At 69.5% G+C, this 15216-nt stretch carries 12 protein-coding genes; 4 read left to right on the top strand and 8 right to left on the bottom strand.

What is annotated here, in order from left to right:
• The first annotated feature begins 84 nt into the window (after positions 1-84).
• Positions 85-924 carry an NUDIX hydrolase gene (locus M4V62_RS20400; RefSeq protein WP_249588684.1) on the top strand — a complete coding sequence of 280 codons (840 nt, stop codon included), beginning with the start codon at positions 85-87 and terminating at the stop codon, positions 922-924.
• Between the two features lie 49 nt (positions 925-973).
• Complete coding sequence (locus M4V62_RS20395; RefSeq protein WP_249588683.1) at positions 974-2176, top strand: MarP family serine protease; 1203 nt, start codon at positions 974-976, stop codon at positions 2174-2176.
• 27 nt (positions 2177-2203) lie between these two features.
• Here the strand turns inward: M4V62_RS20395 and M4V62_RS20390 are convergent, their stop codons facing one another.
• The 6 genes from M4V62_RS20390 to M4V62_RS20365 all read right to left on the bottom strand — a co-directional run bounded on the left by M4V62_RS20390 (position 2204) and on the right by M4V62_RS20365 (position 10144).
• Positions 2204-2392: a hypothetical protein gene (locus tag M4V62_RS20390; RefSeq protein ID WP_249588682.1), complete on the bottom strand. Its 189-nt coding sequence runs from the start codon at positions 2390-2392 to the stop codon at positions 2204-2206.
• A 139-nt stretch (positions 2393-2531) separates the two neighbouring features.
• Positions 2532-3479, bottom strand: coding sequence for an alpha/beta fold hydrolase (locus M4V62_RS20385; protein WP_249588681.1), 948 nt, complete (start codon positions 3477-3479; stop codon positions 2532-2534).
• Positions 3476-3982 carry a phage holin family protein gene (locus M4V62_RS20380; RefSeq protein WP_249588680.1) on the bottom strand — a complete coding sequence of 169 codons (507 nt, stop codon included), beginning with the start codon at positions 3980-3982 and terminating at the stop codon, positions 3476-3478. Before M4V62_RS20380 ends, M4V62_RS20385 begins: the two co-directional genes overlap by 4 nt.
• A gap of 108 nt (positions 3983-4090) precedes the next feature.
• Positions 4091-5491: a Na+/H+ antiporter NhaA gene (nhaA, locus tag M4V62_RS20375; protein WP_249588679.1), complete on the bottom strand. Its 1401-nt coding sequence runs from the start codon at positions 5489-5491 to the stop codon at positions 4091-4093.
• Positions 5492-5727: 236 nt separating this feature from the next.
• Entirely contained in the window at positions 5728-7731 is a 2004-nt protein-coding gene (acs, locus tag M4V62_RS20370) for an acetate--CoA ligase (protein WP_249588678.1), read from the bottom strand.
• Positions 7732-7780: 49 nt separating this feature from the next.
• On the bottom strand, positions 7781-10144 hold the full coding sequence (locus tag M4V62_RS20365) for a bifunctional SulP family inorganic anion transporter/carbonic anhydrase (RefSeq protein ID WP_249588677.1): 2364 nt from the start codon (positions 10142-10144) through the stop codon (positions 7781-7783).
• Between the two features lie 346 nt (positions 10145-10490).
• Between M4V62_RS20365 and M4V62_RS20360 the strand changes: the two genes are divergently transcribed.
• Positions 10491-11771, top strand: a complete 1281-nt coding sequence (locus M4V62_RS20360) for a polysaccharide deacetylase family protein (protein WP_249588676.1) — start codon at positions 10491-10493, stop codon at positions 11769-11771.
• A 133-nt stretch (positions 11772-11904) separates the two neighbouring features.
• Here M4V62_RS20360 and M4V62_RS20355 read toward each other — a convergent pair whose 3' ends face one another.
• Positions 11905-12885 (bottom strand): ATP-binding protein, encoded by a 981-nt coding sequence (locus M4V62_RS20355; protein ID WP_249588675.1) that lies wholly within the window; start codon positions 12883-12885, stop codon positions 11905-11907.
• Positions 12886-12986: 101 nt separating this feature from the next.
• On the opposite strand from M4V62_RS20355, the gene M4V62_RS20350 reads away from it, so the two are divergent.
• Positions 12987-13802 (top strand): Fic family protein, encoded by an 816-nt coding sequence (locus tag M4V62_RS20350; RefSeq protein WP_249588674.1) that lies wholly within the window; start codon positions 12987-12989, stop codon positions 13800-13802.
• 339 nt (positions 13803-14141) lie between these two features.
• Here M4V62_RS20350 and M4V62_RS20345 read toward each other — a convergent pair whose 3' ends face one another.
• A complete protein-coding gene (locus tag M4V62_RS20345) occupies positions 14142-14981 on the bottom strand; it encodes an HAD family hydrolase (protein WP_249588673.1) in 840 nt (279 codons plus the stop codon).
• Positions 14982-15216 lie beyond the last annotated feature (235 nt).

Here is a 15216-nt window from a genome sequence, read left to right as displayed (position 1 = left end):
ACAGGCGTTGTCCACAGTTGGACGGGGGTGCCGATGACGCACGCGAGCGACACGAGCGAGACAACCGACACGAGCGATACGCACATGAGTGATGGGAACGGCTTCCAAGGAACCGGCCGGACACCCGGCCAGAGCCCCGGCCGCACAGGCAGCCCCGCCGAGCACGCGCCGGGCGGCCCCGCAGGCCACGCGCCAGGCAGCCCCGGCGGCCACCTGACGGGCAGTCCGGGCGCGCACCAGACGGGCAGCCCGAACGGATACGCGCGCCTCAGCACCGAGGGCCTCCCCGCCTGGCTGGATCCCGTCGCCCGCGCCGCCGAGACCGTCCGGCCGACCCAGCTCAGCCGCTTCCTGCCCCCGGAGAGCGGCGCCGGGCGCCAGTCCGCCGTGCTGATCCTCTTCGGAGAGGGCGACCGCGGCCCCGAGCTGCTCCTGATGGAGCGTTCGGGCAGCCTGCGCTCGCACGCGGGCCAGCCCTCCTTCCCCGGCGGCTCCCTCGACCCCGAGGACGGCGATCCGCTCGCCGACGGCCCCCTGCGCGCCGCCCTGCGCGAGGCCGAGGAGGAGACCGGGCTCGATCCCCGGGGCGTCCAGCTCTTCGGCGTGCTGCCCAAGCTCTTCATCCCGGTGAGCGACTTCGTGGTGACCCCGGTGCTCGGCTGGTGGCGCTCGCCCACCCCCGTCGGCGTCGTCGACCCGGCCGAGACCGCCCGCGTCTTCACCGTCCCCGTGTCTGATCTCACGGATCCCGCCAACCGCGCGACGACGGTTCATCCGAGCGGCCACCAAGGCCCGGCCTTCCTCGTCGAATCCGCTCTGGTCTGGGGTTTTACGGCCGGAGTGATCGACAGAATCCTGCACTTCGCAGGCTGGGAGCGCCCCTGGGACCGCACCAAGCAGGTGCCGCTCGACTGGCGCGCATGACAAGGTTGCGGGGACGTGGCGACCGCGATGCGAGGCGAGGATTGAATCGGTGAACGTGCTGGACATCCTGTTGGTGGTCGCCGCCGTGTGGTTCGCGGTCGTCGGCTACCGCCAGGGATTCGTCGTCGGCATCCTGTCGGTGATCGGTTTCCTGGGCGGCGGACTCGTCGCGGTGTACCTGCTGCCCGTCATCTGGGGCGCCCTCACGGACGACGAGGGAGCGGTGAGCACGACGGCCGCCGTCGTCGCCGTGGTCATCGTGATCGTGTGTGCCTCCATCGGCCAGGCCTTCACCACGCACTTGGGCAACAAGCTGCGCCGGTACATCACTTGGCAGCCCGCCCGCGCCCTGGACGCCACGGGCGGCGCGCTGGTCAACGTACTGGCGATGCTCCTCGTCGCCTGGCTGATCGGCTCCGCCCTCGCGGGCACGACGCTGCCGACGGTCGGCAAGGAAGTACGCAACTCCAAGATCCTGCTCGGCGTCTCGCGCACGCTGCCCAATCAGGCCGACACGTGGTTCGCGGACTTCTCCTCGGTCCTCGCGCGCAACGGCTTCCCGCAGGTCTTCAGCCCGTTCTCGAACGAGCCCATCACCGAGGTGCAGGCCCCCGACCCCAAGCTCGCCAAGAGCGAGGTCGCCACGAAGGCCAAGCGCTCCATCGTGAAGGTGCAGGGCGAGGCCCGTGGCTGCGGCAAGGTCCTTGAAGGCACCGGCTTCGTCTTCGACGACCGTCGCGTGATGACGAACGCGCACGTGGTCGGTGGCGTGGACGAGCCGACGGTCCAGATAGGCGGAGACGGCAGGACGTACGACGCCAAGGTCGTGCTCTACGACTGGGAGCGCGACATCGCCGTACTCGACGTGCCGACCCTCCAGGCGCCCGCGCTGCAGTTCACGTCGAAGGACGCGGTCAGCGGTGACAACGCGATCGTCGCCGGCTTCCCGGAGAACGGTCCGTACGACGTCCGCCCCGCGCGCGTGCGCGGTCGCATCACGGCCAACGGCCCGGACATCTATCACCGCGGCACCGTGCGCCGCGATGTGTACTCGCTCTACGCGACCGTCCGTCAGGGCAACTCCGGCGGCCCGCTGCTCACGCCCGACGGCAAGGTCTACGGCGTGGTCTTCGCGAAGTCACTGGACGACCCGGACACCGGCTACGCACTCACCGCCGACGAGGTCCGCAAGGACATCGAGGCAGGCCGCAGCGCCAACCAGGAGGTCGACAGCCAGGGCTGCGCGCTGTAGCCGGGCGCAGTCGGGGGAGCAGGCGGATCAGTCGCGCGTATGCCTCAGCCGCGCCGAGACCCAGCGGGCCCTGCGGCGCAGGATGTGGGGAATGCCGATGCCTTGAGCGGGGCCTTCATGGCCCGGATCGTGCGGAGCGCCCCTCTCACGGCTGTTCAGCGCTGTGGCCGAGCGGCGGTTGCGTGCTGCGTCACTGTAGTCGTGCGTCCAGCCCATACCCCGACGTGTGCCCGTGCCCCAAGGTCGGTAATCGCGCCCACGGGCCCCAATTGGCCTATGCGGGAGGCAATTGGCCGTTCGAAGAACAAGCGTTCGCATGACGTCGGTTCAGAGACCGTTCAAGGCAACGCGCGGCCTACCGGTCCGGCTCGGGATCCTTCAGCCAGTTCACCAGCTCGGTGGAGAAAGCGACAGGGTCCTCCTCCTGCGGGAAGTGCCCGAGACCGTCGAACAGCCGCCAGCGGTAAGGCGCTTCGACGTACTCGCCCGAGCCCGCCGCGCTGCGCGTGCGCATCACCGGGTCCAGGGAGCCGTGCAGATGCAGCGTGGGAACCCGCACAGGGCGCTTCATGCGCCGGTTGAACTGGATGCCGTCCGGGCGGGCCATCGACCGCACCATCCAGCGGTAGGGCTCGATCGAGCAGTGCGCCGTCGACGGGATCGTCATGGCACGGCGGTAGGTCTCCACCGACTCGTCGTCCGGAAGCCGCGGCCCCGACCAGTCCCGCACCAGACGCCCCACCAGAGCCGCGTCGTCCGCGACGAGTTGACGCTCCGGCAGCCACGGCCGCTGGAAGCCCCACACGTACGAGCCCGCGGCGGTCTGCTTGCGGTCCGACAGCATCGCCGAGCGCCAGCGCCGCGGATGCGGCATCGAGGAGACGGCGAGGCGGCGCACCAGCTTGGGGCGCATCACGGCCGCCGTCCACGCGAGGTACCCGCCGAGGTCGTGCCCGACGAGCGCGGCGTCCGGCTCGCCGAGCGACCTGACGACGCCCGTGATGTCGAGCGCGAGGTTCGCCGGGTCGTAACCCCGCGGCGTACGGTCGCTGCCCCCCACGCCCCGCAGGTCCATCGCGACCGCACGGAAGCCCGCGTCGGCCAGCGCCACCAGCTGGTGCCGCCAGGTCCACCAGAACTGCGGGAAACCGTGCAGGAGCAGCACCAGCGGCCCGTCGCCCATCTCGGCGATGTGGAAGCGGGCGCCGTTGGCGGCGACGTCCCGGTGGGTCCACGGTCCTTCGATGCGTACGAGTGACGTCGGTTGGGCCGGATGGGGGGCGGGCGTGGCAGGGTCCGTCATGAAGACGAGCGTGCCACAGCCGCAGCCTTGTCACTGACACGGTCGAGGGTGGCACCCGTGGAAGCCGCGGGGCTCATCGAACGCGGGTGCGGCTTGACGTTCTGGAGTACGGCAGCCGTCTGCTTGGCCGACGCGGCCGCCTTCTGCGGCCCCTTGCCCTTCTTGGCCTTCTTCGCGAAGACGACGCCGATCAGCGCGAGCACCCCGGCGACCAGCACGTTCGCCGCGAAGGAGAGCACGAAGCAGATCGCCATGTTCCAGCCGCTCCACGTGCGGATGCCGTACGCCAGGGCGAAGCTCAGCATCGGCAGCGAGAAGAGCAGCACCGCCCCCGCCGCGGCGAACGCGCCACCGCCGACCGCACCCCGCTTGACGTCCTGCCGCAGCTGGGCCTTGGCCAGCGCGATCTCGTCGTGCACCAGCGCGGACATCTCGCTGGTGGCCGTGGAGACCAGCTGGCCGAGGCTGCGTTCGGTGCCGACGGGCCCGTCGGGTGTGCTCATCGCTTCTCCCCTTCTCCGTAAGTCTGTGTACGTCTGCGCAAGCGTGCTCACATACGTCTGTTCAGATACGACCGCCCAGCTCAGTCTGCGCAGTCAAGTCTGCTCAGATCATGCCGGACCGTCGTCATCGGCGCGTGCCCCGGCCGACACTTCGGCAAGCCTGCGGTGTTCGGCCGCCTTCTTCTCATAGATCGCGGCCATCCGCAGGTGGTACTCCGGCTTGTCCTGTTCGTACACATCGGGGATGCCGTCGAGGTCGTCGTCGCGCTCCTCGGCGTCGTACAGCGCGCGGTAGCGGGCGTTGCGCATCTTCAGCAGGATCCCGGAGAGCACGGCCGCGATGAGAGACCCCATCAGGACGGCTGCCTTGATCTCGTCGGTGAGCAGCGGGTCCCCGGTGAAGGCGAGTTCGCCGATCAGGAGCGAGACGGTGAAGCCGATGCCGGCCAGGGATGCGACCGCGAACACGTCGGGCCAGGCGAGCTCGTCGTTGAGCTCGGCCTTCGTGAACCGCGCCGCCAGCCAGGTGCCGCCGAAGATGCCGACCGCCTTGCCGACCACGAGACCGAGCACCACACCGAGGGTCTCCGGCTTGCTGAATACGTCCCCGAGCGCGCCGCCCGACACCATCACACCGGCGCTGAACAGCGCGAACAGCGGCACCGCGAGACCAGCGGAGAGAGGCCGCACCAGGTGCTCGATGTGCTCGCCCGGCGAGTGCTCCTCGTCCTCGCGGCGGCTGCAGCGCAGCATCAGGCCCATCGCGACACCGGCGATGGTGGCGTGGATGCCGCTGTTGTACATCAGCCCCCAGATGACCAGGGCCAGCGGAACATAGACGTACCAGCCGCGTACGCCCTTGCGGAGCAGCAGCCAGAAGACGGCGAGGCCGAGGACCGCGCCGCCGAGGGCGGCGAAGTTGAGGTCGCTGGTGAAGAAGACCGCGATGATCAGGATCGCGAAGAGGTCGTCGACGACGGCGAGGGTGAGCAGGAAGGCGCGCAGCGCGGACGGCAGCGAGGTGCCGATGACCGCGAGGACGGCGAGCGCGAAGGCGATGTCCGTGGCGGTCGGCACCGCCCAGCCGTCCATGGAACCGCCGCCGACGGTGTTGACCAGGACGTACACGAGAGCGGGTACGGCCATGCCGCAGAGCGCGGCGACGACGGGCAGGGCGGCGGCCTTGGGGTCGCGCAGATCGCCCGCGACGAGCTCACGCTTGAGCTCGATGCCGGCGACGAAGAAGAAGACGGCGAGCAGTCCGTCGGCCGCCCAGTGCTGGATGGAGAGGTCGAGGCCGAGGGCGCTGGGTCCCAGGTGGAAGCCGCTCACGGACTCGTACGACCCGCCGGCTGTGTTGGCCCAGATCAGTGCGGTGACCGCGGCGACGAGGAGCAGGACACCGCCGACGGTCTCGGTGCGCAGCGCGTTCGCGACGAAGTTCCGCTCGGGCAGCGAGAGCCGTCCGAGGACCTTGCGGTTGTTGTTGCTGGGTGCGGGCGCGGCCACGGGGGTCGACCTCCGGTCGGTAGGCAGGACAAAACACTTGCCGACCAGACTTCCCGGCGCACCTAGGTTCTTCTTGTCGCGATCTCTTGTCGCGATGTTGACGCGGTCCTTAGCGTACCTAACATGCGACCGGACCTATCCGGCGATCGTCACTTTATGCGCAAGAGGGGCACCCGGCGCGGTGCCGGATGCCCCTCTCTGGCTCGGGCCTGACTGCCTGACCAGTCCTCGCTGGGTTAGTCCTCGCTGGGTGCGGCGGGGAGCTTGGTCTGGATCAGGTCCATCACGGAGGAGTCCGTGAGCGTGGTGACGTCACCCAGCTCGCGGTTCTCGGCGACGTCCCGCAGCAGGCGGCGCATGATCTTCCCGGAGCGGGTCTTGGGCAGCTCGGCGACCGGCAGGATCCGCTTGGGCTTGGCGATCGGGCCGAGGGTGGTGCCGACGTGGTTGCGCAGGTCGGCGACGAGGCCTTCGTCGTCGGCGTTGGCGGTGCCGCGCAGGATCACGAAGGCGACGATGGCCTGTCCGGTGGTCTCGTCGGCGGCGCCCACGACGGCCGCCTCGGCGACCGAGGGGTGCGAGACGAGCGCGGACTCGACCTCGGTGGTGGAGATGTTGTGCCCGGATACGAGCATCACGTCGTCCACGCGGCCCAGGAGCCAGATGTCGCCGTCGTCGTCCTTCTTGGCGCCGTCACCGGCGAAGTACTTGCCTTCGAAGCGCGACCAGTACGTGTCGAGGAAGCGCTGGTCGTCGCCCCAGATGGTGCGCAGCATGGAGGGCCACGGCTCGGTCAGGACGAGGTAGCCGCCACCGCCGTCCGGCACTTCGCGCGCCTCGTCGTCCACGACGGTCGCGGAGATGCCCGGCAGGGCGCGCTGGGCGCTGCCCGGCTTGGTCTCGGTCACGCCCGGCAGCGGCGAGATCATCATGGCGCCGGTCTCGGTCTGCCACCAGGTGTCCACGATGGGGCACGTGTCGGCGCCGATGTTCTTGCGGTACCACATCCAGGCCTCGGGGTTGATCGGCTCACCGACCGAGCCGAGGACCCGCAGGCTGGAGAGGTCGAACTTCGCGGGGATGTCGTCGCCCCACTTCATGAACGTCCGGATCGCGGTCGGCGCGGTGTAGAGGATCGTGACGCCGTACTTCTGGACGATCTCCCAGAAGCGCCCCTGGTGCGGGGTGTCGGGCGTGCCCTCGTACATGACCTGCGTCGCGCCGTTCGCCAGCGGGCCGTACGTGATGTACGAGTGCCCGGTGACCCAGCCGATGTCGGCCGTGCACCAGTAGACGTCGGTCTCCGGCTTGAGGTCGAAGACCGCGTGGTGGGTGTACGCGGCCTGCGTGAGATAGCCGCCGGACGTGTGCAGGATGCCCTTGGGCTTACCCGTCGTGCCCGACGTGTAGAGGATGAAGAGCGGGTTCTCGGCGTCGAAGGCCTCGGGCGTGTGCTCGGCGGACTGGCGCTCGGTGAGCTCGTGCCACCACACGTCGCGGCCCTCGGTCCACGCCACGTCCTGACCGGTGCGGCGCACGACCAGGACGTGCTCGACGGAGCTGCCCTCGCGGGAGACGGCGTCGTCGACGGCGGGCTTCAGCGCGGCGGGCTTGCCCCGGCGGTAGCCGCCGTCGGAGGTGATGACGACCTTGGCATCGGCGTCCGCCACGCGCTTGGCGATGGCGTCGGCGGAGAACCCGCCGAAGACCACGGAGTGCGCGGCGCCGATGCGGGCGCAGGCCAGCATGGAGATGACGGCCTCGGGGATCATCGGCAGGTAGACGGCGACGCGGTCGCCCTGCTGGACCCCGAGCTCGGTCAGCGCGTTGGCGGCCCGGCTGACCTCGTCCTTCAGCTCGGCATAGGTGATGGCCCGGCTGTCGCCGGGCTCACCCTCGAAGTGGATCGCCACGCGGTCGCCGTTTCCGGCCTCCACGTGACGGTCCACGCAGTTGTACGCGACGTTGAGCTTCCCGTCGGCGAACCACTTGGCGAACGGCGGGTTCGACCAGTCCAGCGTCTCGGTCGGCTCGGTGGCCCAGGTCAGCCGGCGGGCCTGCTCGGCCCAGAAGCCGAGCCGGTCAGCCTTGGCCTGTTCATACGCCTCCGCGGTGACGTTGGCGTTGGCCGCCAGGTCGGCCGGCGGCGCGAACCTTCGCTCTTCTTTAAGAAGGTTGGCCAGGCTTTCGTTGCTCACGACATCTCCCATTCCCAGGGTGTCCGTTGTGTCCAAAGCCACAGCTCATCAGACGTATACCCCTGGTGACAAGAGCCTGCCGAAAATTGGTTTAGACCTTTACTCGGGCGGGGGGCTCCTCGCGCGGTGATCCTTCGTGCGGTGACGGTGTCACCTGGTCGAATACGTCGTCCTGACTCTCGGTCAGGAGATAGGCCTGCGCCTCGCCGACATGGAAGTACATGCCATGCAGTTCGAGGGAGCCCTCGGCCATCCGCCGCGCCACGGACTCGTGCCCGCGCAGGTGCTCCAGCTGCTGGACCACGTTCGTCAGGCAGAGCTGCTCGACCGCGTCGGCGGGTGCCCGACCGGCGAGCCGCGCCCACCCCTCCTTCTGGTGCGCGGCCATCCGCTCCAGGCTCGGCGTCCCGTGCCGCAGCCACCGCTTCAGGGGCGTCTGGGCGCCCCCGGGCGGGGTGTTGAGCAGGGCCTGCATCGCCCCGCACCCGGAGTGCCCGCACACGGTGATGGACCGCACCTGCAGGACGTCCACCGCGTACTCGATCGCGGCGGCCACCGAGTCGTCCCCGCTCTCGGCGCCCGGCAGCGGGACCAGATTGCCGACATTGCGTACGACGAAGAGGTCGCCGGGGCCGCTCGACGTGATCATCGAGGTGACGAGCCGGGAGTCGGCGCAGGTCAGGAAGAGCTGCGAGGGCTGCTGCCCCTCACGCGCGAGCCGGGCGAGCTCGCCCCGTACATGGGGGGCCGTGTTGCGCTGGAACGCGCTGATGCCGCTTGCCAGTTGATACCCGCTGGGCCGCTCCTCGCCCTGCGGGGTCTCCTGCGGGCGGTCGCAGTGGTGGTTGCGCCAGGCCGTCCAGGGCCTGCAGCACGAGTGTGATGCGCTCGCGGGCTCGGCGATCCGCGTCCCCGCGCGTCCGGTCACCTCGACGGTGCCGCCCTGTGCGGTGTGCGCGTCCTGCCAGCACTGCAGCGCTTCGTACGCCGCGTGATCCATGAAAGATCCGTCCAACTCGACGATGATGGCGGCCCCTTGGGGGGCGAGGTGCAGCGCCCTGCTGAGGCGCGGCACGGCGAGGAAGGTCAACTGACCGCGCACACGGACGTGGTGGACCCCGTCCTCCTCGATGTGCGTGATGCGGGTGCGGGCGAGGCGGTGCAGCGCGACGGCCACGGCGACGGCGACACCGATGGCCACGCCTTCGAGCACGCCGAGGAAGACCACGCCGAGCGTCGTCGTGGCGTACACGAGGATCTCGCGGTGGCGGGTGATGGTGCGGATGTGGTTCAGGCTCACCATCTGGATGCCGACCGCCATCACGAGGGCGGCGAGCGCGGCGAGCGGGATCAGCTCAAGGAGCGGGACCAACAGCAGGGCGGCCACTACTACCCAAACGCCGTGCATCATCGTGGAGTTCCGGCTGACGGCACCGGCTCGTACGTTGGCCACGCTGCGCACCGCGACCCCGGCGACGGGGAGCCCGCCGAGCACTCCGGAGACGGCGTTGGCGGCGCCCTGGCCGAGCAGTTCGCGGTTGAGGTCGGAGCGGCCGCCGCCGGGGAGCACGTCGCGCCGCCCGGAGACGAGCTTGTCCACGGCGACGGCGCCGAGCAGTGACTGCACGCTGCAGACGAGCGTGGTCGTGAGGACGGCGGCGATGAGCCCGAGCACGGGCCCTTCGGGCAGGCCCGCCAGCGCGTGACTGCTCCATGACGGCAGGTCGACCTTGGCCACGCTCAGCCCGGCGAACACGGCGACAGCCGTCGCGGCGGCCACGGAGACGAGCGGCGCGGGCACGACGCGCAGGACTCTGCCCGTACGGCCGGGGATCCGCGGCCAGAGCAGCAGCACCGCGAGCGTCAGCGCGCTGATCGACAGCGCGGACGGCTGCGCGTCGGCCAACTGGGCGGGCAGCGCGCGGAGGTTGTCGAGCACGGAGCTCTGCGGGGTGCCGCCGAGCACGATGTGCAGCTGGGCGACGGCGATGGTGACGCCGATGCCGGCCAGCATGCCGTGCACGACGGCGGGGCTGACGGCGAGCGCCGAGCGGGCCACGCGCAGGCAGCCGAGGCCGAGTTGGGCGATTCCGGCGAGGACGGTGATGGCGCAGGTGGTCCGCCAGCCGTACTGGTGGATGAGGTCGGCGGTGACGACCGTGAGACCCGCGGCGGGGCCGCTGACCTGCAGCGGCGATCCGCCGAGCCATCCGACGACCAGGCCGCCGACGGCGGCGGCGACGAGGCCCGCCTGGAGCGGCGCCCCGGTGGCGAGCGCGATGCCGAGGGACAGCGGCAGGGCGATCAGGAAGACGGCGATCGACGCGGAGACGTCGGCGCCGGCGATGCGGAACTTACGGAACTTGCGGAACTTGCCGGGCGGCGGCGCGTGGGGCTCGTGGTCGCGTGAGGCGTGGGCCGAGTCGGTGGCATGGGTGGGGACGCAGGCAGACATGGTTTCCCGTCTCCTCCGGGGCAGCGCGGTCGCGGGACAAGGGGTCCTCCGGAGGCCTCCGGAGGGCGGGTCGCGGCCGTGGGTCACGGCGTTGCAGCGGCGGGATATCTCAACTCTCGGTAAACGAATCGTAATGGAGAGTAAAGGTCTCGGATAGACAAGCGGGGCAAATGGGGCACTAGATCACCCCGAAGGGTGAATAAAGCTATTCGTCGGCTTGTCGGAACTTCTTACACATGCCTCCGTGCGACGTTGGCGGCGCCGGCGGTCATTTCCGGGCAATTACGCCGTAATGACACCGGTATCCCGACTCGAAGCCGACTAGAAGGAAGCAGGTGGGCGGAAGATGGCCGCCACCCAGAGGATCCAGCGGATCGCCGCGGGCATCACCGCCCTCGTGGCATCCGTCGCAGTACTGGCCGGTTGCTCGAACGGCGACACCGGCGCCAAGGAAGGCGCGCACGGCGCCAAGAAGGCGTCCCCCGCACCGGCCCCCAAGAGCGCGGTCCGCATGATCGGTGACGGCTCCACCGCCTTCACCGGCCGACAGCCGCACCTGCCCGAGCCCGAGCGACTGAGACCCGGCCAGAAGCCGCCCCAGTTCGTGGTCTTCTCCTGGGACGGTGCAGGCGAGGACAGCCAGAAGCTGTTCTCGCACTTCCGCAAGGTGGCCAAGCGGAACAACGCCACGATGACGTACTTCCTCAGCGGCGTGTACATGCTCCCCGAGGCCAAGCGGAAGCTCTACGACCCGCCGCAGCACCTGGCCGGCAGCTCGGACATCGGCTTCAACGACCGCAAGGGAATCAAGGACACCGTGGAGCAGCTCCGCGGCGCCTGGCTCGAGGGCAACGAGGTCGGCACCCACTTCAACGGCCACTTCTGCGGCGTGGGCCGCGGCGTGGGCGAGTGGTCGGTCGCCGACTGGAAGAGCGAGATCAACCAGGCCAAGTCCTTCGTGAAGGCCTGGAAGACGAACACGGGCATGAAGAAGGCGCAGCCTCTGCCCTTCGACTACGACAAGGAACTCATCGGCGCCCGCACGCCCTGCCTCGAAGGCCAGAAGAACTTCATGCGGGCGGCCCGCGAACTGGGCTTCCGCTACGACACCAGTGGCGTCAACAACCAGGTCTGGCCCAAGAAGAAGGAAGGCCTCTGGGACCTGTCGATGCAGCTGGTCCCGGTCCCCGGCCGCAAGTTCGAGACGCTCACCATGGACTACAACTTCATGGTGAACCAGTCGGGCACGACGTCGCAGGGCGACCCGAGCAAGCACGAGTACTGGGGCGACCAGATGCGCGACGGCCTGCTCCAGGGCTTCGACCGCGCCTACAAGGGCAACCGCGCACCGCTGATCATCGGCAACCACTTCGAGTCCTGGAACGGCGGCACGTACATGCGCGCCATCGAGGAGACGATCGAGTCGGTCTGCACCAAGCGCGACGTGCGGTGCGTCTCCTTCAGGCAACTCGCCGACTGGCTCGACGCCCAGGACCCGCAGACCGTGGAGCGCCTGACCAAACTCCCGCTCGGCAAGGCCCCGAAGGAGGGCTGGGCGTCCTACCTCTCCGCCCAGCCCGCACCGGCACCGAAGGGCGTACCGGGCGCCCCGGCGGTCAAGCCGTAGCGACGGTCCGCTCACCGAGCACGAAGTCGGGGTCGACCTGGGCCGCCAGGCAGATTCCTTCTTCTGCACCCCTCGCACCGCTTCGCGGGCTTCGGGGTGCTGCGCCGGACTCCGTCCGTCGGATGGCGTGCCGTCAGGCGCGCTGAGGCTGCGACTCGCGCAGCACGAAGTCGGGGTCGACCTGGGCCGCCAGGTCGGCACCCGTTCGTTCGTTGCCCCAGCTCTGCGCGTTCTTCAGGTGGAAGTGGACCATCTGGCGGGTGTAGCGGTCCCAGTCCCTGCGTTCGTACGCGGTGTCGACGGCGTCCTGAAGTGCTTGCAGGGAACGGCGGTTGTCGTCCTCCAGGAGTTCGAACCGGGGCGGGCGGCCCTTCTCCATGGCGCGCACCCAGTCCGAGTGCCCGACCGTCACCAGGAGGTCGTCGCCCACCTGCTCGCGCAGGAAGTCGATGTCGTCCTGGCCCTGCACCTTGTTGCCGACGACCTTGAGGTCGATGCCGAAGTCCCGTGCGTATTCCCTGTACTGGCGATAGACGGAGACCCCCTTCCGGGTCGGCTCGGCCACCAGGAACGTCATGTCGAAGCGGGTGAACATGCCGGACGCGAAGGAGTCCGAACCGGCGGTCATGTCGACGACCGCGTACTCGTCGCGCCCGTCGACCAGGTGGTTCAGGAGCAGCTCCACCGCCCCCGTCTTGGAGTGGTAGCAGGCGACACCGAGGTCGGCTTCGGTGAACGGCCCTGTGACCATCAAACGCACGGCTGCGTCGTCGAGTTCCACCGGCCGCGCGCACGCGTCGTACACGGGGTTGTCCTCGCGCACCCGCAGGATCCGCGAACCCTCCCCGGGCGGCGTCGTCTTGATCATCGTGTCGGCGGAGGAGATCCGCGGATTGGAGCCCCGCAGGTAGTCCTTGATGAGGGGCAGGCGCGCGCCCATGGCGGGCAGCTCGGCGGCGACCGCCTCGTCGAGGCCGAGCGCGGGGCCCAGGTGCTGGTTGATGTCGGCGTCCACCGCGAGGACCGGTGCTCCGGTGGCGGCGAGGTGTCGGATGAAGAGCGAGGACAGCGTGGTCTTGCCGCTGCCGCCCTTCCCTACGAAAGCGATCTTCATGTTCACCAAGGGTAGCCGCACGGTCACCTGCCGTATCGATGCGGCGTGAAGAAGACCACTCCTTCGTGGGGGGAGCGCCGGGGGTGCGTAGGGTCGTACTCATGAGTACGACAGCCGATCCGCTCGCGGCCCTGGGCGCACTGCCCGGCGTGGCCGACTCCGTGGACTCCGTGCGCAAGGCCGTGGACCGGGTCTACGGCCACCGGATCATGCGGCGCCGCAGCAACGAGATCACCTCCGAGGCGGCGCTGCGCGGCGCGCGCGGCTCGGCGGCGCTCTCCGGTGCCGAATGGGCGCTCGAAGAAGTGCGCCGACGCAGCGACTTCAGTGGCGACGACGAGGCCCGCACGGTCGGCGCGGCCCTGCGGCTGACCGCGGAGGCCGGCCAACTCCTCTCCATCTGGCGGCAGTCGCCGCTCCGGGTCCTCGCGCGCCTCCACCTGGTCGCCGCCGCGGAGAACGACGAGGCGGCGGGGCGGCCGCGCCTGGCGGGTGAGCCGGTCGACGAGCCGCTGATCGAGCTGGACGTGCCGGACTCCGACGAGGTGGCGGGCCGCCTGGAGGGCCTCTCGCAGCTGATCATCGCGGGCGGCTCGGCGCCGGCCCTCGTGACGGCCGCCGTGGTCCACGGCGAGCTGCTCAGCCTGCGTCCCTTCGGCTCGCACAACGGTCTGGTCGCGCGGGCCGCCGAGCGCATCGTCCTGGTGGGCAGCGGGCTCGACCCGAAGTCGGTCTGCCCGGCCGAGGCGGGGCACGCGGAACAGGGGCGGGCGGCGTACGTGGGGGCGCTCGACGGCTACGCGTCCGGGACGCCCGAAGGAATGGCCGCCTGGATCGCCCACTGCGGGCGTGCGGTCGAACTGGGGGTCAGGGAGTCGACGGCGGTCTGCGAGGCCATGCAGCGCGGCGCGGCCTGAGGCGTTCGCTCGGGGCCCGCGGGGCGTCGGTGAGAGGCCCTGAACAGGGTTGCGGCGGTACGAGAACTCGTACCGCCGCTGGCATGTTCACCGTGTTACCAAGCGTCCTCGAAGGTTGCCCATCAGGTCGGGAACTTGGCCCGTAACCTGGTGCGGCTGGCCCGTAATCGACGGGTCGACGTCGCGTGGGTGCTCGATGTTCATGCATCGGTCCGTGGGGCCTTGGTTGCGTTTAAAGGTAATCCTCTCGGATGTCCTTGGTCTCGCGGGCCGTTGACTCCTTTGTACTCCTGTCCTGGAGTAAGCGGAAGTGCTGGCACTACTTCTTTACTTTTAGGTTCAAACAAGGGTGAATCGGGCACGCGAGGTTCGGCGACGACTCACGAACCACACGAGCCCCGCCGTGGCCGCCGCGGCACCCACCGCCGCCACCGCGACAAGCGCGGGCCGGGACGGCTTCTGGCGCCGTTCCTTGAGCGGGACCGGGCGATGGAAGTCGAGAATCGGCCACCCGCGCGCGAGAGCCTCGCGGCGCAGTGCGCGATCGGGGTTGACCGCGTGCGGATGCCCCACGGACTCGAGCATGGGGAGGTCGGTCGCCGAGTCGCTGTAGGCGTAGCAGCGGTCGAGGTCGTACCCCTCGGACTCCGCGAGCTCCTTGATCGCGACCGCCTTGGTGGGGCCGTACGCGTAGTACTCCACCTCTCCGGTGAAGCAGCCGTCGTCGCCGACCACCATCCGGGTCGCCACCACCCGGTCCGCGCCCAGGAGTTCACCGATCGGCTCGACGACCTCGGCGCCCGACGTGGAGACGATGACGACGTCCCGTCCCGCGGTGTGGTGCTCCTCGATGAGGGACGCGGCCTCGTCGTAGATGATCGGGTCGATCAGGTCGTGCAGTGTCTCGGCGACGATTTCCTTGACCTGCTGCACGTTCCATCCGCGGCAGAGCGCGGACAGGTACTCACGCATCCGCTCCATCTGGTCGTGATCGGCTCCGCCCGCGAGGAAGACGAACTGTGCATATGCAGTTCGCAGTACCGCTCTGCGGTTGATCAGGCCGCCTTGGTAGAACGACTTGCTGAACGTGAGAGTGCTCGACTTCGCAATGACCGTCTTGTCCAGGTCAAAGAAGGCAGCTGTGCGAGGCAAGGAGTGGTTTTCCACGAGCCCGAGCATAGGCGCCCACCATTCGGCGTAAGGTGAGGCGCGTGGGTTTGCCTGAGAAGGCTCTCGGGTACACCATGGAAGTCACGGATCGTTCGCGACCGTGCTAACCCGGTCTGGCTCCTCCCCCCCCGAGTCGGACCGTGGGGACGACCCCCGCTCTCCCCCCCGGCGGGGGTCGTCGCATGTCCGGATGGGTTTTCCGGGCCTCTTCCGACCCTCATTCGATCGCCTGGCGCCTTGTGGC

Origin of the sequence: Streptomyces durmitorensis, assembly GCF_023498005.1 — a bacterium.
Taxonomy (GTDB): Bacteria; Actinomycetota; Actinomycetes; order Streptomycetales; family Streptomycetaceae; genus Streptomyces; species Streptomyces durmitorensis.
This window is presented reverse-complemented; position numbering and strand designations above follow the sequence as displayed.